Genomic DNA, 18,693 nt, shown 5'->3' with positions numbered 1-18,693 from the left:
AAAAAACCCGCGACAAGCGCGGGTTTCTTCCAAACGGGTCAAACACACTTACATGCGTTGCAGATCGCGTTGGGCCAACTGAGCAGCGGAGGTCCCCGGGTATTGGGAAACCACCTGTTGCAGAATGCCTTTGACCTTGTCGGTGTGACCGAGGCGGCGCTCTACATCAGCCAGCTTGTACAGCGAATCCGGCACTTTGGCGTGCTTGGGATAGAGCTGCGACACCTTGGCAAAAGCCTGACCTGCACCCTGCAGATCGCCCTTGGCCAGGTTCACTTCGCCCAACCAGTATTGGGCATTGCCCGCGTACTGGCTGTTCGGGTATTTGCGCAGGAATGCCGCAAAAGCCTGGCTGGCCTTGTCGAAATCCTTGGCTTTGATCAGGTCGAAAGCCGCATCGTAATACAGCTTTTCCTTGGCCGGATCACCCGGTTCGCTACTTGCAGCAGGTGCCTGGGCAGCAGCCCCGGCGCCAGCGGCAGCACCGGCAGCAGCACTTGCATCGCCACCGGCAGAAGAATTCTCAGGAGTCGCGGCAGGTGCAACGCCGGATCCTATGCGCCGATCAAGATCCTGGTATCGCTCCAGGGATTCCTGTTTCATGCGCGCAACCTGATTCTGCAGTTCTTCGATCACGCCTTGCTGGCGGGAAATCTGATCCTGCATCTGTTGCAGTTGGTTGAACAGCATGCCCTGTGCCGAGGCAGGGGCCGAAGCCGCTCCCCCGGCATAGGCGCCGTTCGTACCGTAACCCGCAGGCGGATAACTGCTCCCGCTATTGTTATAACCGGAGTTGTCATCGACCACAGGAACCGCAGCCCACGCCGCAAGCGGCGCGAGACTGAGAGCCAGAACAGTTACAGCACGACGGCACGTTCGCATATCGAATTACTTACGCAGTTCGACGCGACGGTTTTGAGCCCAGGACTGCTCGTCGTTGCCGGTAGCAACTGGACGCTCTTCGCCGTAGGAAACCAGTTCCAGCTGAGCTGGGGAAACACCTTGCAGTACCAGGTAGCGCTGAACGGCTTTCGCACGACGCTCGCCCAGTGCCATGTTGTACTCACGAGTACCACGTTCGTCGGTGTTGCCTTCCAGAACAACGCGAGCGCCGTTTGCTTTCAGGTCTTTGGCGTGAACGTCCAGAGCGCGCATGGCTTCTGGCTTCAGGTCCGAGCTGTCGTATTCGAAGTAGAAGGTGGTGATTGCGCGCAGAGCAGCTTCTTCGCTCAGGGAACCGTCAACGGCACCAGTGTTTGCGCCGTAACCAGCGTTTGGATCAACAGCGCCTTCACCGGCGTTGTCGCCGCCTTTGGACGAGCAACCTACAGCTACAGCCATGGCCAGAGCCAGCGCAGCAAATTTACCAAACTTCAGCATTTCCATCGTGAAACTCCTAATGAACCCCAGTGTGTTAAGTAAAACGTAAAGCGCCGCGTCAGTTCAGGTAAGGGGACCAGGACGGTTCTCTGACTTCGCCTTGTGCGGTAGGAAGCGGGAGCCTCACGCGTCCATTAATGGACACGAGCATCAAGACTCCCCGGCCCTGCTGGCGGGTGGCGTAGATTACCATGGTGCCGTTGGGCGCAACAGTAGGTGACTCGTCCAGAGTGCTATCAGTGAGGATCTTTACACTACCTCGCTGCAAATCCTGGGCCGCCACCTTGAAATTGGTGAAACCATCCTGGCGATGGATCATCACCAGCGTCTTTTCATCAGCCGAAAGCTTCGGGTTGGCGTTGTAGTTGCCAATGAAGGTCACACGCTCGGCACCACCGCCGCTGGCGCTGGTTTTGTAGATCTGCGGCTTGCCGCCACGGTCCGAGGTGAAGTAGATGGTCGAGCCATCCTTGCCCCAGTACGGTTCGGTGTTGATGCCAGGACCTGCCGTCACACGAGTGATCTGACGCGAACCCAGGTTCATCACATAGATGTCCGGGTTGCCGTCTTTCGACAGTACGAAAGCCAGGCGATTGCCATCCGGCGACCAGGCTGGCGCGCCGTTCAGGCCTTCGAAGTTGGTGATCTGCTCACGGCGACCGGTGTCGATGTTCTGCATGAAGATCCGTGGACGCTTCTGCTCGAACGACACGTAGGCGATGCGCTTGCCATCCGGTGCGAAACGCGGCGACAGGATCGGCTCGCGCGATTGCAGCAGAGTCACGGCACGGGCACCGTCGTAGTCCGAACGCTGCAGGGTGTAGCGAGTGTTCTTCTCGGAGAAACGCTCGGCTGTCACGTACAGCAGACGGGTCGAAAACGCACCTTTGATACCGGTGAGTTTTTCGAACGACTGGTCAGAGATGAAGTGCGCCATGTCACGCAGCTGCTCGGTAGTACCGGAAACACTGCCGTCAGCCACTTTCTGCTCGGTGGCCACGTTGAACAGTGCCCATTGCACCTGCAGACGACCGCCTGCTGGAGCAATGCTGCCGACCATCATGTATTGAGCACCCACCGCCTTCCAGTCACGGAAGATGATTTCGCTCGGCTGGCTTGGCTGGCTGATCATGTTTTGCTTTGGAATCGGCGAGTAGTAGCCCGAGTTCCGCAAATCGTTACCAATGATTTCAGCCATGTCGTCCGGCAGCACGGCACCGCCCTGCATGCCGAACGGTACGACGGCGATCGGGGTGGCCCGATCGCTGCCGCTTGTGACCAGAATGTTCTTTTCATCAGCCATCGCGATCCCTGCCATGCAGCAGATCACGACCAGCATTCCTCGAAGAAGGTTTCTCACAAGGCTAGATCCTCAGGTGTGAATGTCATCTTGAATGAACGATACGGAGCGAAATCGCTCGGCTTCATTCCCTGCATTTCTGTCAAACGTCCAATATTCTTCACTGCCGCGACTGCCGACGCATCGAACGGACCATCGCCACTGGACTTGGCCACGCTGACCGAAGTCACCGTACCGTCCGGCAACATGCCGATTTGCAGCACGACCGTCATGCCTTTGCGTGCTGAAGGAGGACGTGCCCAACCTTCCGCTGCTCGCGCACGAATCAGGTCATCGAAACTGCCCGCGACTTCGTCACCCTGCTCATCGGCCAAGGCCTGCTGACGCTGCGGCGTATCGGAAAGCAAATCTGCCAGGGCCTGAGCCTTTTTCTCTTCGGCGGATTTACGTGCCGCTTCCTGCGATTTTTTCTTCGCAGCATCGGCAGCAGCTTTCTTCTTCGCTTCGTCGGCGACTTTCTTCTTCGCCTCTTCAGCTTCAGCTTTTTTCTTGGCGTCTTCGGCGGCTTTCTTCTTCGCGTCTTCGACGATCTTCTTCTTGGCTTCTTCAGCGGCCGCTTTCTTGGCCTCTTCTTCAGCCGCCTTCTTGGCTTCTTCTTCGGCTTTCTTCTTGGCTATATCAGCCAATTGTTTCTCTTCTGCCTTCTTGGCCTCGGCTTTCTTCGCATCGTCGGCTTTCTTGGCTTCATCAGCCTTTTTCGCCTCGTCCGCTTTCTTCGCCTCGTCGGCCTTCTTGGCTTCCTCGGCCTTTTGAGCCGCTTCTTCTTTCTTTTGTTCCGCAGCCTTCACCGCTTCCTGCTCGACCTTTTTCTGTTCCATCTGCTCGACTTCGGTCTGGCGCGCGGCGGATTTCTTCGCCTCACCCGCAATCTTCTGATTGGTCTGGGTGGTTGCCTGACTTTTCGATTTCAGCTGGTACAGGGTCGCCTGGACAATCGGCTTGGCCGGCGGCAACTCGGGTGTGAAGGCGAAACTGACGAACAGCATGCCGAACACCAGCACGTGCAGGACAATCGCCAGAACACTGGGCCAGAAGTAGCTTTCCGAGGCGGACGGCTCTCGCTGTTGCTGCATCAGGGGGCCTCGGTAATCAAACCAACATTACCGACCCCGGCTTTCTGCAACCCGCCCATGGCACCCATGACGGCGCCGTAGTCGACCGACTTGTCGCCACGGATAAAGACCTGGGTACGCTTGCCGCCTTCGGTGCCGGCGCGAATGATCTTGGTCACCGCGTCAGTCATCTGCGGCAGCGTCATTGCCCTGTCCTGCTGCTTTTCAGTATCGACTTCGCTGCCAAGGTTCCAGTAGTAGGTCTTGTCAGCCTTGATCGAAATGGTCAGCACCTGAGTGTTGTTGTCCTGCGGCAAGGCTTCGCTGGAAACCTTGGGCAGATCCACTTTCACGCCCTGATTGAGCATCGGCGCGGTCACCATGAAGATAACCAGCAGCACCAGCATCACGTCGATGTATGGCACCACGTTCATCTCGGCGACCGGCTTGCGCTTGTTTCGGGCTCGAGCGATTAAAGCCATCGGGAAATACCTGCTTATTCTTCGCTGGTGTGCACTTTGCGGTGCAGGATCGCCTGGAACTCATCGGCGAAGGTGTAGTAGCGGCTCAGCAAGGTTTCGCTGCGGGCAGAGAAACGGTTGTAAGCGATAACGGCCGGGATCGCGGCGAACAGGCCGATCGCGGTGGCGATCAGGGCTTCAGCGATACCCGGGGCCACGGTGGCCAGGGTCGCCTGCTGGGCGCTGGCCAGACCGCGGAAGGAGTTCATGATGCCCCACACGGTACCGAACAGACCGATGTACGGGCTGACCGAACCAACGGTAGCGAGAAACGGCAGGCTCTGCTCCAGCTTCTCTTCCTCACGGGAGATGGCAACGCGCATGGCGCGGGCCACACCTTCCATCACCGCTTCCGGGTCAACACCTGGCTGCTGACGCAGACGGGAGAACTCCTTGAAACCGGCACGGAAGATCTGCTCCACGCCCGAATCCGGATCCGGGTTGCTGCCGGCCTGACGGTACAGCTTGGACAGATCGATACCCGACCAGAAGCGCTCTTCGAAGCTCTCCAGGGCGCGTCGACCGGCGCGCAGCAGATTGCTGCGCTGAAAGATCATGATCCATGAGGTCACCGATGCGGCCACCAGGGTCAACATTACCAACTGCACCACGATGCTGGCATTGCTGACCAGGCTCCACATGGAGGAATGGTCGACGACGTTAGCTTCCACGCTTTATCTCCTGCTTTGAGTGTGTACCCGTGCCGCCCGCGTCGGCAAAGGCCGCACGCAAGGATTCGGGCATGGCCCGGGGTTTCAAACTGTCGGTGCGCACGCAGGCCACCAGAAACTGCCCTTCACAGAGCAGCACATTATCCGTGGCCCGCCTGACCTGCTGTTTGAAGCGCAGGCTGGCACGGTTCAATTCGATTACATCAGCGCTTACCAGCAGTTCGTCGTCCAGTCGCGCCGGCGCGTGGTAACGCGCTTCGCTGGAATGCACGACAAACAACAGGTCCTCCCCGGCCAGTTCCGACTGGGCAAAGCCCAGCGTCCGGAGCCGCTCGGTTCGAGCCCGTTCCATAAACTTGAGGTAATTAACGTAATACACGATGCCGCCCGCATCGGTGTCCTCGTAATAAACGCGACAACGATGTGCGAACGGCCCAAGCCCGTTTTGCGCGCGCATACTCTAGTGCTTACTCCTCGGGTTGCCAATCCGGCCAGGCAACTGTTTTTTCAGTGTTTAAGGCTTTACCGCAAAAGTACCGTCCTGTGACAGTACAAACGCTGAATAAATCGCCAAAAAATGTGTATCAATCGTCCACGGCATCGAGAAACTCGTCTGCCACAGGCATTTCACCCATTCGTGACGGAATGTTTAAACCGAAATGCAGGTACGCATGCCGCGTCACCACCCTGCCCCGTGGCGTACGCATGATGTAACCCTGTTGAATCAGGTACGGCTCCAGCACATCTTCGATGGTGTGGCGCTCTTCACTGATCGCCGCCGCCAGACTGTCGATACCCACCGGGCCGCCATCGAACTTCTCGATCATGGTCAGCAGCAAGCGCCGGTCCTGATGATCGAACCCGTGTTCGTCGACGTCCAGCAGGTTCAACGCCAGATCGGCCACCGACTTGGTGATATGGCCCTTGGCGCGGACTTCGGCAAAATCGCGCACCCGCCGCAGCAGGCGGTTGGCGATCCGCGGTGTACCGCGAGCGCGACGAGCGATTTCGAAAGAGCCCTCCGGATCCAGCGGCAGACCGAGAATCGCCGCCGATCGACTGACAATCGTCGCCAGATCCGCCGTGCTGTAGAACTCAAGACGCTGGACGATACCGAAGCGGTCACGCAACGGGTTGGTCAGCATGCCGGCACGGGTCGTGGCGCCAACGAGGGTGAACGGTGGCAGATCAAGCTTGATCGAGCGCGCCGCCGGCCCTTCGCCGATCATGATGTCGAGCTGGAAATCTTCCATCGCCGGATACAGCACTTCTTCAACGATGGGCGACAGGCGATGGATTTCGTCGATGAACAACACGTCGTGCGGCTCAAGATTGGTCAGCAGTGCCGCCAGATCTCCCGGACGCTCAAGCACCGGGCCCGACGTGCTCTTGATCGACACACCCATTTCCTGGGCAATGATATTGGCCAGCGTCGTTTTACCCAGACCCGGCGGGCCGAAGATCAGCGTGTGGTCGAGGGATTCACTGCGGCCACGCGCCGCCTGGATGAACAGTTCCATCTGCTCGCGCACGGTCGGCTGGCCAATATAGTCGGCCAGACTGACCGGGCGAATGGCCCGATCCTGGACTTCTTCGCGCTCGCGCGGGCTGTGCGCGGCGGCGATCAGACGATCAGCTTCAATCACTTAAATCATTCCCTTCAGGGCGCGGCGGATCAGGTCTTCACTGCTCAAATTCTTGTCCTTGATGGCGGTAATCGCCTTGCTCGCTTCCTGCGGCTTGTAGCCCAGGGAAATCAGCGCACTGACCGCATCGTTTTCAGCGGTGTTGACCGGCGCCGGGCCGTCCGGCTGGTTCGGCACCAGGGCGAACATGGCCGGCGAGGTTTCCCAGGCCTTGAAGCGATCCTTCAGTTCAACCAGCAGGCGCTCAGCGGTTTTCTTGCCGACCCCCGGGACCTTGGTCAGCGCCGAGGTGTCCTGGGATTGCACGCATCGAATCAGTTCATCGACTTCCAGGCTCGACATCAAGGCCAAGGCCAGTTTCGGCCCGACACCATTGAGACGGATCAACTCACGAAAAAAGTCTCGCTCACGCTTGCCGGCGAAGCCATAGAGTAACTGCGCGTCTTCGCGTACGACCAAATGGGTGTGCAGCGTCAGCGGTTCACCGACCGACGGCAAGCGATAAAGGGTGGTCATGGGCACTTCCAGCTCATACCCGAGGCCGTTTACATCCAGAATCAGGTGCGGCGGCTGTTTCTCAGCCAGGGTGCCGCGCAAGCGTCCAATCACGTTTCAGATCCTTGAGCGTTGGCCAGCCGTGGGCTGGCGACAGATGGAAGGCGGGAATCGGGCCGACGACCCAGGCGCGAAATCCGCATTCCGCAAAAATGATTGCTGATGCTATCAGAGACGCAGGCGCCCGCCACGACTGCGTGCGGTACCCAAGCCATGCGGCAGCAGACTGGAACGGGTGTGCGCGTGACAAATGGCAATGGCCAGGGCATCCGAGGCATCGATCTGCGGTTTGCTGGTCAGCTTGAGCATGTGCATGACCATCATCTGCACCTGTTCTTTATTGGCGGCGCCGGTGCCGACCACGGCTTGCTTGACCTGGGTGGCGGTGTATTCGGCAATCTCCAGGCTTTCCTCGGCACCAGCCACAATCGCCGCGCCGCGAGCCTGCCCGAGCTTGAGCGCCGAGTCGGCGTTTTTCGCCATGAACACTTTTTCGATGCCCATGGTCACCGGGCCATAGGTCTGAATGATTTCACGCACGCCGCGATAAACGATCTGCAGCCGCTCATGCAGCTCACCGGCGCCGGTACGGATGCAGCCCGAGGCGACATAAATGCAGCCGCCGCGTCCGGTATCGCGAACAATCCCGTAACCGGTGATGCGCGAGCCGGGGTCGATACCCAGAATTAAAGTCATAACGCCTGCGGAGTCGGTAAAAACAAGAAATTCAGAACAGCGAATAACCAATGTGGGAGCGGGCTTGCTCGCGAAAGCGGTATGTCATTCAGCATTGATGCTTGCTGATACTCCGCCTTCGCGAGCAAGCCCGCTCCCACATTGAAGCCTAGTCGCTCTTAACCGAGCTGAGCGGCCACGTCTTCCGGAATGTCCGCGTTGGAGTAGACGTTCTGCACGTCATCCAGATCCTCGAGCATGTCGATCAGCTTGAGCACCTTCTCCGCGCCTTCCAGATCCAGCTCGGCGCTGGTGGTCGGCTGCATGACGATTTCCGCATCGTCGCCCTTGAAACCCGCTGCTTCCAGCGCGTTACGCACCGCATAGAAGCTGGTGAACGAGGTGAACACGTCGATCGAGCCGTCTTCATGGCTGACCACGTCGTCGGCATCGGCTTCCAGCGCCGCTTCGGTCAGGGCGTCTTCGTCAACGCCCGGGGCGAAGCTGATCTGCCCTTTGCGCTCGAACAAATAGGCGACCGAACCGTCGGTGCCAAGGTTGCCGCCGCACTTGCTGAACGCATGGCGTACGGCCGCTGCGGTACGGTTGCGATTGTCGGTCATGCACTCGACCATCACCGCCACGCCGCCCGGGCCGTAACCCTCATAGGTCAGCTCTTCAACGTTGTCCGCTTCGGTCGCACCGGCACCACGGGCCACGGCGCGGTCGATGATGTCGCGGCTCATGTTCGCGCCGAGGGCCTTGTCCAGGGCCAGACGCAGACGCGGATTGGAACCCGGATCACCGCCGCCCTGACGGGCCGCAACGGTCAGTTCACGGATCCACTTGGTGAAGATCTTGCCTCTCTTGGCATCCTGACGTTCTTTGCGGTGCTTGATGTTCGCCCACTTGGAATGACCTGCCATAACTCGCTCCGAATTCTCTTTGAAACGTTGCCCGCCCCGCTCACGCAGTGGCCAGCAAACAAAAAAATCTCGACCTGCTCTCTATAGAAAGAAAAAAGGCGCATCCGAAGATGCGCCTTCAGGCCCGTCTTACTCAGCCTTTGGCGTTTCGCGCAAACGAATGTGCAGCTCGCGCAGTGCCTTGGCATCCACCACACCCGGCGCTTGCGTCATGACGTCCGCAGCACTCTGGGTTTTCGGGAAGGCAATCACTTCACGGATCGACTGGGCGCCGGTCATCAGCATCACCAGACGGTCCAGACCGAAGGCCAAGCCACCGTGCGGCGGTGCACCGTACTTCAGCGCGTCGAGCAGGAAGCCGAACTTCTCTTCCTGTTCCGCTTCATTGATACCCAGCAGGCGGAACACCGCTTGCTGCATTTCCTTGCGGTGGATACGGATCGAACCGCCACCCAGCTCGGTACCGTTCAGCACCATGTCGTAGGCGCGGGACAGAGCGCCGGCCGGATTGGCTTCCAGCTCTTCTGGGGAGCACTTCGGTGCGGTGAACGGGTGGTGCAGCGCCGAGAAGCTGCCGTCGTCGTTCTCTTCGAACATCGGGAAGTCGACGACCCACATTGGCGCCCACTTGCAGGTCAGCAGGTCGAGGTCGTGGCCGAGCTTGATACGCAGCGCGCCCAGGGCTTCGCTGACGATCTTGGCCTTGTCGGCACCGAAGAACACGATGTCGCCGTCAACCGCGCCGACGCGATCGAGGATCACGTTCAGGTTGGCTTCAGGGATGTTTTTCACGATCGGCGATTGCAGACCTTCAACACCGGCAGCGCGCTCGTTGACCTTGATGTACGCCAGGCCCTTGGCACCGTAGATGCCGACGAACTTGGTGTAGTCGTCGATCTGCTTGCGCGGCATGCTCGCCCCGCCTGGAACGCGCAGTGCAGCGATACGGCATTTCGGATCGTTGGCCGGGCCGCTGAACACCTTGAATTCGACTTCTTTGAGTTGATCGGCAACGTCGACCAGTTCCAGCGGGTTACGCAGGTCCGGCTTGTCGGAACCGTAACGACGCATGGCTTCTTCGAAAGTCATGTGCGGGAATTCACCGAATTCCAGATCCAGCACTTCCTTGAACAGGTTGCGGATCATGCCTTCGGTCAGGCCCATGATGTCTTTTTCGTCGAGGAAGCTGGTCTCGATGTCGATCTGAGTGAACTCAGGCTGACGGTCGGCACGCAGGTCTTCGTCGCGGAAGCATTTGGCGATCTGGTAGTAACGGTCGAAACCGGCAACCATCAGCAGTTGCTTGAACAGCTGAGGCGATTGCGGCAGCGCGAAGAACGAACCGGCGTGAGTACGGCTCGGCACCAGGTAGTCGCGGGCGCCTTCCGGGGTCGCACGGGTCAGAATCGGCGTTTCCACGTCGAGGAAGCCGTTCTCGTCGAGGAAACGACGGATGCTGGTGGTCATGCGCGAACGCAGACGCAGCTTCTCGGCCATTTCCGGACGACGCAGGTCCAGGAAGCGATAGCGCAGGCGGGTTTCTTCGCCGACGTCGGAGTATTCGTTGAGCGGGAACGGCGGGGTTTCCGACTCGTTCAGCACTTCCAGCTCGTAGCCCAGCACTTCGATCATGCCCGACGCCATGTTGGCGTTGGTCGCACCGGCCGGACGCAGACGCACCTTGCCGGTGATCTTCACCACGTATTCGCTGCGCACGCGATCGGCGGCGGCGAAGCTCTCGGCGCGATCCGGATCGAACACCACCTGCGCCAGACCATCACGATCACGGATATCGAGGAAAATCACCCCGCCGTGGTCGCGACGACGGTGAACCCATCCGCAAAGGGTAATTTCCTGGCCTTCCAGGCTTTCGTTCAATTGGCCGCAATAATGGCTGCGCATCATGGTAGTGGTTTCGCTTCTCGTAATTCGAAATTCGGTGGAGATCCCGTCGCACTCAAGCACTGCGGAATCTCACGCGTGTCGTTCGACCTGGGTTTGAACCCTAGTCAGATTTGTCGCCACCGGCCAGATTCTTCTTGGCTCCGGTCTTGAAATCGGTTTCGTACCAACCGCTGCCGCTGAGGCGAAAACCCGGCATGGACAGCTGTTTCTTGAGCTCTGGCGCCTGACAGGCAGGGCAGTCGACCAGCGGTGCCTCGCTGATCTTTTGAATGGCTTCCAACTGATGACCACAGGAAGCACATTGATAATCGTACATCGGCATGGGGGTGTCTCGGCGATCAGATTGCCACCGCGCGCAGGGCTTTGCGGCGAAAGAGCGGGATTATATCCATTAAATGCGGGCTGTGCAGCCGTAAGACTGCACAGCCCGCCACGTCATTTCAAGTATTGCCCGTTCAGGGCATGACGACCGCCGGGGTATCGCGCAGGCCATTCATCACGCACACCACCCTTACCAGACCACTGAAGTTTTTCACCCCGCCGTGGCGCAGGTGCACTTCGCGGTCCACATGTGACAGCAGCGTGCTGACCGAACAGCCGTTGTGCCCGGCCATGTCACCAAGAATGTTCCAGTAAACCTGCTCAAGCCTCAAGCAAGTGGCAAAGCCGTTCAAACGCACTGACCTGGCCAGCGGCCGGATCAGCTCAAAATCGAAATCGCTGACGAACGGATCGACCTTCATTTCCCGTTGCGAACCGAGATGCTCGCATCGCCTGTCTCCCTCTACCATATCGCTGACACTCCTTTGTCATCGCTGCTTTTATAAAGACAACATCCTGTGCCTTCATAAAAACGCAGACGCAAAGTCAGCGCCAGATGACTAGTTGCCCAGCAACGTAGGATAAGCCGACATGTTCAGTAAGATTTGCAACAGCACGCGGACATCCACACCTGCGGAAGTCCGCGCACCGCATTATCAGGCCTCGAGCAACGCGCGCAGCATCCACGCAGTCTTCTCATGCACTTGCATACGCTGGGTCAACAAGTCGGCCGTCGGCTCGTCACTGACCTTGTCCAACAGCGGGAAGATGCCGCGAGCGGTGCGAGTGACCGCTTCCTGGCCGTCGACCAACTGCTTGATCATGTCCTCGGCACTTGGCACCCCGACTTCTTCTTTAATAGAGGAGAGACGCGCGTAAGTCGCATAGGCACCCGGCGCAGGAAAACCCAGAGCACGGATACGCTCGGCGATCAGATCCACCGCCAGCGCCAGCTCGTTGTATTGTTCTTCGAACATCAGATGCAGGGTCCTGAACATCGGACCGGTGACGTTCCAGTGGAAGTTATGGGTTTTCAGGTACAGCACGTAGGTGTCCGACAGCAGCCGCGACAGCCCCTCGACGATGGACTTGCGGTCTTCTTCACTGATACCGATATCGATTGCCATGTTTACCCCCTAAGGCGATTGAATTCATCCAACAGGTGCAGACCCACTCTAGCAAGGCAGCCGCCACCTCGCAGCCGGCAATCTTCACTCGCCATGCGACAAATCGACCGGGCACGTGCCGCTGGCCGGGGTAATTTGAGTAGCTGCAGGCTTTGCTGTTAAATAGGCAGTGTGTCGCTACGCCCCATTTTTCGGGGGTGTCGCGCATAGGCTGATGCCGGGCACGTGTCCAACGCCTCTTTATTGTTTCCGAAGCGAACCGTGCGCCTTCAGCTCTTCCTTGTGAGCCGTCATAACGTGAGCCAATCAAAATGTTGAAAATCGTCCACCTGCTAATGGGCGCAGCGGCCTTGCTGCTGTCGTTCATACCTAGCTTGAAATCCGAAGCCGTTCCTTACCTGCAACAACCCGATGCACTTTACCTGGCCTTTTTCGGCCTGCTGAACCTGGTCATCGCTCCAGTGATTCCTTACTGGAACAAAGGCCCGCGCCAGCATCTGCAAAATCTGGTCAGCGCTCTTCTCGTGCTGACTGTCGTCCTGCAAACCCTGACCCTGATCGCACCGATGCCTGTCATCGCCGGTCAACCGGCTGTGCTGTTCAGCCTGGTGATTGCCCTGGTTGCTGTGGTCCTGCATCTGGCCATCAGCTTCTACAAGTCTTCACCGGCCGCCGCACCGACTACCTATGACATGAGCAACCGCGATACCGGTACCGTCAAGTGGTTCAACACGTCCAAAGGCTTCGGCTTCATCTCCCGGGATTCCGGCGATGATATTTTCGTGCACTTTCGTGCAATCCGTGGCGAAGGCCACCGCGTACTGGTCGAAGGCCAGCGCGTGGAGTTCTCGGTGATGAACCGGGACAAAGGCCTGCAAGCCGAGGACGTGATCGCCGCCCTGCCGCGTCGCTGATCCAAGGCAATAAAAAACCGCGAGCAGCCAGACTGCTCGCGGTTTTTTTACGCCTGCATAAACGTGTTGGCATCAGTAATGCGGTGGTGGCGCCTCTTCCTCGAACGAATCGAACTGCCCGACCATCTCTTCCTGACGCTTGAGCAGCGCTGCCATTTGCAACTGCAGGCGCTCGATCACCCGCTGCTGCGCCACCAACTCGTCGTTCAGCGCCTGAATGGTGTCATCCTGAAAAGCCAGACGGCTTTCCAGATCGGTAACGCGTTCTTCAAGGTTCATGGTTCAACCCTCCAGAAACGTGAAGTGTTCGGTCAGCACCACACGCAGCCGCTCACGAATGGCCGCTACCTGCTCGGCGCTGTAGGGTTTGGCCGGGTGTTTGCCCCAGACCGGCGCCGGCCATGCCGCGTCGTCACGCTTGCGCACGATCACATGCATATGCAACTGGCTGACAACGTTGCCCAGCGTCGCGACGTTCATTTTGTCAGCGTCGAACAGATCCTTGAGCAACTCGGCCAGCGCCGTGGTTTCCTGCCACAACTGCTGCTGGTCGGCGACATCCAATTGAAACAACTCGCTGATATCGTCGCGGCGCGGTACCAGGATGAACCACGGGTAATTGGCATCGTTGGACAGCAGCAGCCTGCAGAGCGGGAAGTCACCGATGGGCAGGGTGTCCTGTTGAAGTCTTGAATCTAAAGCAAACACTGCGTGCACTCCCGGCTGATCTACACAATTCAGCTTAGCGCCCATCCCCGACGGGTAACGCACCAAGCGACAGGCAGGCAGCATACCTGCGAATGCATCAGGCTTCACGATGCAGTACCGGGTCAGGCCACCACGGCCCTGACAAGAGACATTTAAAACGATTGCGCACCATTGCGGTGCCAGGGCCGGCTTCGAACACGAGCAAATACCCGAACAGCCTGAATCACCTGACAGCAGAAGCACCGCAGCTGTATGAATCCGGTACAGCCTGTAAATTTTTTGCACCAAAACCACACAGTGCGTCTACGCTCAGTGCGTCGGGCATCCGCCAAATACTCACTGGCGGGGTGAACCGGTAACGTTTTTGGTTGTCACGCCCCTGCGCGAACGTGACAACACGATGCAAAGGTGTGCGTCAAGCCCCTGATACAAAAGGGCTTGAACCCCCGCTTTTATGCGGTTTTTACGGCTACAGACAGGTGTTCAGAAAAATAAACGTAGCAACCCTGCACTTTGTGCACGCTTGTTGCATTGAGACACACATGGTCTATAAGCGCACCACCGGAAGTGGCAGCTTGAGACCAACCAAACACGGTGGCAGGGTTGCCCCAATGGAGATTCAAGTGTTTTGCCAGGGACTCTTTTTTACCGATGCAAAAAGGCCCAGAAACAGCGATAAAGTTGTCAGCCCGGCTGCATGGGTAACGTGAATTTGCGACATCAACCCAGCTGTTTGCGACGTCGTCGTAAAGAACACGAAAGGTTGTATGTGCAAGTATCGCCAACATTGTCGGCGTGATATAAGTTTGCGCCGACACAAAAAGAAAGAGCCGCCCAGATAATAAAACAGGTGGGACGGCAGTACTCTTCTAAAACCAAAGGAGCAAATCACGATGCGCGTGATGAAGTGGAGCATGATCGCACTGGCAGTTGCTGCAGCCGCCAGTACTCAAGTGGCTACGGCCGCACCTTTCGTTAGTGACCAAGCCGAAGCGAAAGGTTTTGTTGAAGACGCGAAGTTTGATGTGTTGCTGCGCAACTATTACTTCAACCGCGACAAGAAGAACACCACCTCCAATGACCAGAAAGACTGGACCCAGGGTTTCCTGAGCAACTTCAGCTCCGGTTACACCCAAGGCACCGTGGGTGTGGGTGTTGATGCATTCGGTTACCTGGGCATCAAACTGGATGGCGGCGACGGCACCACTGGTTCGGGCAACACCAGCCTGGACTCCCAAGGCCACGCACACGACTCCCTTGGTAAAGCAGGCGCAGCGATCAAGGCCCGCATCTCCAAGACCGAGCTGAAATTCGGTGAGTTCCAGCCAAGCACCGCTCCAGTCTTCGCCGTCGGCGGCTCCCGTCTGATTCCTCAGACTGCTACCGGTTTCCAACTGCAGAGCAGCGAAATCCAGAATCTGGATCTGGAAGCAGGCCACTTCTACTCGGCCTCCAGCCAGGACGAGATGAACAGCAGCGGTGAACTGCACTCGCAGTACTCCAGTACCTCCGATGACCCTGTCACTGGCAAAACCATGGACTTCGCCGGTGGTAAATACGGCATCACCGACAACCTGAGCGTCTCGCTGTACGGTTCGAAGTTCAAGGACATCTGGAATCAGTACTACAGCAACGTGAACCTCACCACCCCGATCAGTGGTGACACTTCGCTCAACACCGATTTCAACATCTATCGCACCACTGACACTGGCGATTCCAAAGCCGGCGACATCAGCAACACCACGTTCTCCCTGGCGACTGCGCTCTCGTTCCTGAAAGCACACACCGTGACTCTGGCCTTCCAGAAGGTCAATGGTGATACGCCGTTCGACTACGTCGGCGTGGGTGACAACAACCGTGGTGGCGACTCGATCTTCCTGGCCAACTCCATCCAGTACTCCGACTTCAACGGTCCGAACGAAAAATCTGCACAGATTCGTTATGACCTGAAAATGGCCGAGTACGGCGTTCCAGGCCTGAGCTTCATGGCCCGTTACGTGAAAGGCTGGGACATCGACGGCGATAAAATGGCTGCTGACAGCCCTTACCGTTCGTACGGTTACGGCGAAGATGGCAAGCATCACGAAACCAACCTGGAAGCCAAGTACGTAGTTCAGTCCGGCCCAGCCAAAGACCTGTCCTTCCGTGTTCGTCAAGCATTCCACCGTGGCAACACCGACCAGGCTGAAGGCGATGTCAACGAGTTCCGCCTGATCGTCGACTACCCGCTGTCGATCTTGTAATCGACTACGTTTAGTTTGCTCCAACAACAAAAAGGCCCATCTTCGGATGGGCCTTTTTTATTGCCTGTCACTTGTAATAAATGCCTGACCAACAAGTCAGGCATTTAATTAGCAACCTATCATTGTGTAGCTGTTTCCTGAACCACTCGAATCACCCGCTGCGGAAACGGAATATCAATACCGGCAGTCTTTAAACGATCACGCGACTGTTCGTTAAACATGAACATCACGTCCCAGTAGTCTGCAGTTTTAACCCAGACACGCAGAGAAACAGTGATCGAACTGTCACCCAACGTCGAAATGACCGCTTGTGGTGCAGGGTCCTGCAACACGCGCTCATCCTTGGCCAGATCCAGCAGCACCTGACGGGCTTTCTGCAGGTCCGCTTCGTAATCCACACCCACGTCAAACACCACTTTGCGGGTTGGCTGACGGTTGGTGTTGGTGATGATGCCGTTCGACAGATTGCCGTTCGGGACGATGATGGTCTTGTTGTCACCGGTACGCAGCACGGTGTGGAAAATCTGGATGCTGTCGACAGTTCCCGCCACGCCTTGCGCTTCGATCCAGTCACCGATGCGGAATGGACGGAACAGCAGAATCAGCACGCCGCCGGCGAAGTTCGCCAGGCTACCCTGCAATGCCAGGCCGATCGCCAGACCAGCCGCACCGATCGCAGCTACGAACGAGGTGGTTTCCACACCGATCATCGAAGCGACGCTGACGATCAGCAGCACCTTGAGGATGATGTTCGCCAGGCTGCTGATAAAACCTTGCAGCGCCAGGTCGGCATTGCGCAGGGCCAGCAGACCGCCGAGTTTTTGCGTGACCTTGTTGATCAACCACCAGCCGATCGCCAGGGTAATCACCGCCAGCAGCACGCGGCTGCCGTATTCCATGATCATCGGAATCCACGCCTGGGACGCCTTGACCAGGTTGTCTACCTCAGCATTCAAATCCATCTTCCATCTCCTGATTTCCGGCTACCCGGGCTGTACACATATAAAAAGTGGGAGCGGGCTTGCTCGCGAAAGCGCTGTGTCATTCAACAATGAGTTGCCTGACACAGCGCTTTCGCGAGCAAGCCCGCTCCCACAGCCATCTGACCGGACTTAGTCGCGGAAGTTGTTGAACTGCAGTGGCATGCCGAATTCCTTGGCGCGCAGGGCCGCAATGGCTTCCTGCAGGTCATCGCGCTTCTTGCCGGTCACACGTACCTGCTCGCCCTGAATGGCGGCCTGCACCTTGAGCTTGGCGTCCTTGATGTGCGCGACGATTTTCTTCGCCAGCTCCTTGTCGATGCCTTCCTTGAGGATCGCGTCCTGCTTCATCAGCTTGCCCGAGGCGTAAGCGTCTTTGACTTCAAGGCACTGCACATCGATCTTGCGCTTGGTCAGGGCCAGCTTCAGGATCTCGATCATCGCTTCCAGCTGGAACCCGGCTTCAGCGGTCAGATTGACGGTCAGATCCTTTTCCTTGAACTCGAAGCTGCCTTTGCCTTTCAGGTCATAACGACGATCGAGCTCCTTCACGGCGTTCTCGACCGCGTTGGTCAGCTCGTGTTTGTCCAGTTCGGATACCACGTCGAACGACGGCATGTAATCTCTCCAATAAAAAGGCGCGCTCGATCAGGAGGGAGCGCGCTTGGCTTGCGGTTAAAATCCGGCTCATTATAACGGGTCTTTTCCCACCGATACGGCGAGCCTTGCATGCCAGTACCTTACCGAGTGAAAAACTGATGTCCACCCCCTGGCACATTCTCGGCGCCGGCAGCCTCGGCACCCTGTGGGCCACGCGCCTGGCTCGGGCCGGTCTGCCGGTGCGGCTGATCGTGCGTGATGCCGAGCGCTTGCGCAGCTATCAGGCGGCCGGCGGTCTGACACTGGTCGAACACGGCGCAGCCACTACCTATGCCGTCCCCGCGCAAACGGCCGACGACCCGGAGCCGATCCGCCGCCTGCTGGTCGCCTGCAAGGCCTATGACGCCGAAAGCGCCGTCGCCCGCCTCGCCCCGCGCCTGAGCGCAGATGCCGAGCTGATCCTCCTGCAGAACGGCCTCGGCAGTCAGGACGCGGTGGCGGCACGCGTTCCGCAGGCACGCTGCATCAGCGCCTCCAGCACCGAAGGCGCGTTCCGCGACGGCGACTGGCGCGTGGTGTTTGCCGGCCACGGTTTCACCTGGCTGGGCGATGCCGGCCATCCGGTGGCGCCGATCTGGCTGGACGACCTGCAAGCGGCGAACATTCCCCACGAATGGAGCACCGACATCCTCACCCGGCTGTGGCGCAAGCTGGCACTCAATTGCGCGATCAATCCGCTGACCGTGCTCCACGATTGCCGTAACGGCGGGCTTGAGCAGCATCAATGCGAAGTCGCCACGCTGTGCGCGGAACTTGTCGAATTGCTGGAGCGTTGCGGTCAACCGGCAGCCGCGCTCAATCTGCAGCAGGAAGTCGAACGGGTGATCCACGCCACAGCAGCCAATTACTCGTCGATGTATCAGGACGTGGCCAACCGCCGCCGTACCGAAATCAGCTACCTGCTGGGCCACGCCTGCAAAGTCGCCACCCGTCATCAACTCAACCTGCCGCACCTCACTCAATTGCAGCAGCGTCTGGTCGGCCATCTGCACAGCCTTGGATTGCCCAGCGACTGAGCAGCGGCTACGCTGGCCACTTGTTCCTTTGCT

General features: G+C 58.3%; 22 protein-coding genes. 3 read left to right on the top strand and 19 right to left on the bottom strand.

Translation table 11 applies throughout. The features are described from left to right. Window positions 1-48 precede the first annotated feature (48 nt). From ybgF to CKW11_RS07430, 15 genes are all read right to left on the bottom strand, one after another. Window positions 49-882, bottom strand: coding sequence for a tol-pal system protein YbgF (gene ybgF, locus CKW11_RS07500; protein WP_095137035.1), 834 nt, complete (start codon window positions 880-882; stop codon window positions 49-51). A 6-nt stretch (window positions 883-888) separates the two neighbouring features. Continuing rightward, window positions 889-1,386, bottom strand: a complete 498-nt coding sequence (gene pal, locus CKW11_RS07495) for a peptidoglycan-associated lipoprotein Pal (protein WP_003178634.1) — start codon at window positions 1,384-1,386, stop codon at window positions 889-891. Window positions 1,387-1,438: 52 nt separating this feature from the next. After that, entirely contained in the window at window positions 1,439-2,719 is a 1,281-nt protein-coding gene (gene tolB / locus CKW11_RS07490; protein WP_164747834.1) for a Tol-Pal system beta propeller repeat protein TolB, read from the bottom strand. A 17-nt stretch (window positions 2,720-2,736) separates the two neighbouring features. Continuing rightward, entirely contained in the window at window positions 2,737-3,813 is a 1,077-nt protein-coding gene (gene tolA, locus CKW11_RS07485) for a cell envelope integrity protein TolA (protein WP_041068568.1), read from the bottom strand. Then, window positions 3,813-4,265: a protein TolR gene (gene tolR / locus CKW11_RS07480; RefSeq protein ID WP_161794900.1), complete on the bottom strand. Its 453-nt coding sequence runs from the start codon at window positions 4,263-4,265 to the stop codon at window positions 3,813-3,815. The genes tolA and tolR overlap by 1 nt, the downstream gene beginning before the upstream one ends. Before the next feature lie 23 nt (window positions 4,266-4,288). Beyond that, window positions 4,289-4,984: a protein TolQ gene (tolQ, locus tag CKW11_RS07475; protein WP_007912733.1), complete on the bottom strand. Its 696-nt coding sequence runs from the start codon at window positions 4,982-4,984 to the stop codon at window positions 4,289-4,291. Further along, window positions 4,974-5,441 (bottom strand): tol-pal system-associated acyl-CoA thioesterase, encoded by a 468-nt coding sequence (gene ybgC, locus CKW11_RS07470; protein WP_095137034.1) that lies wholly within the window; start codon window positions 5,439-5,441, stop codon window positions 4,974-4,976. Before ybgC ends, tolQ begins: the two co-directional genes overlap by 11 nt. A 127-nt stretch (window positions 5,442-5,568) precedes the next feature. Beyond that, complete coding sequence (gene ruvB / locus CKW11_RS07465) at window positions 5,569-6,630, bottom strand: Holliday junction branch migration DNA helicase RuvB (RefSeq protein WP_007962024.1); 1,062 nt, start codon at window positions 6,628-6,630, stop codon at window positions 5,569-5,571. Beyond that, window positions 6,631-7,239: a Holliday junction branch migration protein RuvA gene (gene ruvA / locus CKW11_RS07460; RefSeq protein WP_003227522.1), complete on the bottom strand. Its 609-nt coding sequence runs from the start codon at window positions 7,237-7,239 to the stop codon at window positions 6,631-6,633. A gap of 114 nt (window positions 7,240-7,353) precedes the next feature. Beyond that, entirely contained in the window at window positions 7,354-7,881 is a 528-nt protein-coding gene (gene ruvC / locus CKW11_RS07455; protein ID WP_007951206.1) for a crossover junction endodeoxyribonuclease RuvC, read from the bottom strand. A 158-nt stretch (window positions 7,882-8,039) separates the two neighbouring features. Next, window positions 8,040-8,786: a YebC/PmpR family DNA-binding transcriptional regulator gene (locus CKW11_RS07450; protein ID WP_003227527.1), complete on the bottom strand. Its 747-nt coding sequence runs from the start codon at window positions 8,784-8,786 to the stop codon at window positions 8,040-8,042. 129 nt (window positions 8,787-8,915) lie between these two features. Next, window positions 8,916-10,691, bottom strand: a complete 1,776-nt coding sequence (gene aspS, locus CKW11_RS07445; RefSeq protein WP_003227530.1) for an aspartate--tRNA ligase — start codon at window positions 10,689-10,691, stop codon at window positions 8,916-8,918. Between the two features lie 100 nt (window positions 10,692-10,791). Further along, window positions 10,792-11,013 carry an FmdB family zinc ribbon protein gene (locus CKW11_RS07440; protein ID WP_003227532.1) on the bottom strand — a complete coding sequence of 74 codons (222 nt, stop codon included), beginning with the start codon at window positions 11,011-11,013 and terminating at the stop codon, window positions 10,792-10,794. Window positions 11,014-11,146: 133 nt separating this feature from the next. Beyond that, entirely contained in the window at window positions 11,147-11,482 is a 336-nt protein-coding gene (locus tag CKW11_RS07435) for a ribbon-helix-helix domain-containing protein (RefSeq protein WP_095137033.1), read from the bottom strand. A gap of 186 nt (window positions 11,483-11,668) precedes the next feature. Continuing rightward, entirely contained in the window at window positions 11,669-12,139 is a 471-nt protein-coding gene (locus CKW11_RS07430) for a Dps family protein (RefSeq protein WP_007912745.1), read from the bottom strand. A 311-nt stretch (window positions 12,140-12,450) separates the two neighbouring features. Between CKW11_RS07430 and CKW11_RS28980 the strand changes: the two genes are divergently transcribed. Next, entirely contained in the window at window positions 12,451-13,053 is a 603-nt protein-coding gene (locus CKW11_RS28980) for a cold-shock protein (RefSeq protein ID WP_027612531.1), read from the top strand. 72 nt (window positions 13,054-13,125) lie between these two features. Here CKW11_RS28980 and CKW11_RS07420 read toward each other — a convergent pair whose 3' ends face one another. Together CKW11_RS07420 and CKW11_RS07415 are read right to left on the bottom strand one after the other, a co-directional pair. After that, window positions 13,126-13,332 carry a SlyX family protein gene (locus tag CKW11_RS07420; RefSeq protein WP_007962092.1) on the bottom strand — a complete coding sequence of 69 codons (207 nt, stop codon included), beginning with the start codon at window positions 13,330-13,332 and terminating at the stop codon, window positions 13,126-13,128. 3 nt (window positions 13,333-13,335) lie between these two features. Continuing rightward, the gene (locus CKW11_RS07415; RefSeq protein ID WP_095137032.1) at window positions 13,336-13,761 is read right to left on the bottom strand and encodes an HIT domain-containing protein; all 426 of its coding nucleotides are present in this window, start codon (window positions 13,759-13,761) and stop codon (window positions 13,336-13,338) included. Between the two features lie 893 nt (window positions 13,762-14,654). Here CKW11_RS07415 and CKW11_RS07410 point away from each other — a divergent pair. Continuing rightward, window positions 14,655-16,004: an OprD family porin gene (locus CKW11_RS07410; protein ID WP_095137031.1), complete on the top strand. Its 1,350-nt coding sequence runs from the start codon at window positions 14,655-14,657 to the stop codon at window positions 16,002-16,004. Between the two features lie 119 nt (window positions 16,005-16,123). Here the strand turns inward: CKW11_RS07410 and CKW11_RS07405 are convergent, their stop codons facing one another. Both CKW11_RS07405 and CKW11_RS07400 read right to left on the bottom strand, forming a co-directional pair. Continuing rightward, a complete protein-coding gene (locus CKW11_RS07405; protein ID WP_041068538.1) occupies window positions 16,124-16,966 on the bottom strand; it encodes a mechanosensitive ion channel family protein in 843 nt (280 codons plus the stop codon). A gap of 150 nt (window positions 16,967-17,116) precedes the next feature. After that, a complete protein-coding gene (locus tag CKW11_RS07400) occupies window positions 17,117-17,602 on the bottom strand; it encodes a YajQ family cyclic di-GMP-binding protein (RefSeq protein WP_003227548.1) in 486 nt (161 codons plus the stop codon). A gap of 140 nt (window positions 17,603-17,742) precedes the next feature. Here CKW11_RS07400 and CKW11_RS07395 point away from each other — a divergent pair, with 140 nt between their 5' ends. Next, window positions 17,743-18,660: a putative 2-dehydropantoate 2-reductase gene (locus CKW11_RS07395; protein WP_095137030.1), complete on the top strand. Its 918-nt coding sequence runs from the start codon at window positions 17,743-17,745 to the stop codon at window positions 18,658-18,660. The last annotated feature ends 33 nt before the right edge of the window (window positions 18,661-18,693 follow it).

Origin of the sequence: Pseudomonas sp. Irchel s3a10 (assembly GCF_900187525.1) — a bacterium.
Classification (GTDB): domain Bacteria; phylum Pseudomonadota; class Gammaproteobacteria; order Pseudomonadales; family Pseudomonadaceae; genus Aquipseudomonas; species Aquipseudomonas koreensis_G.
Note: the sequence above shows the minus strand (reverse complement) of the source record. Positions and strands in the feature narration are given on the sequence as shown.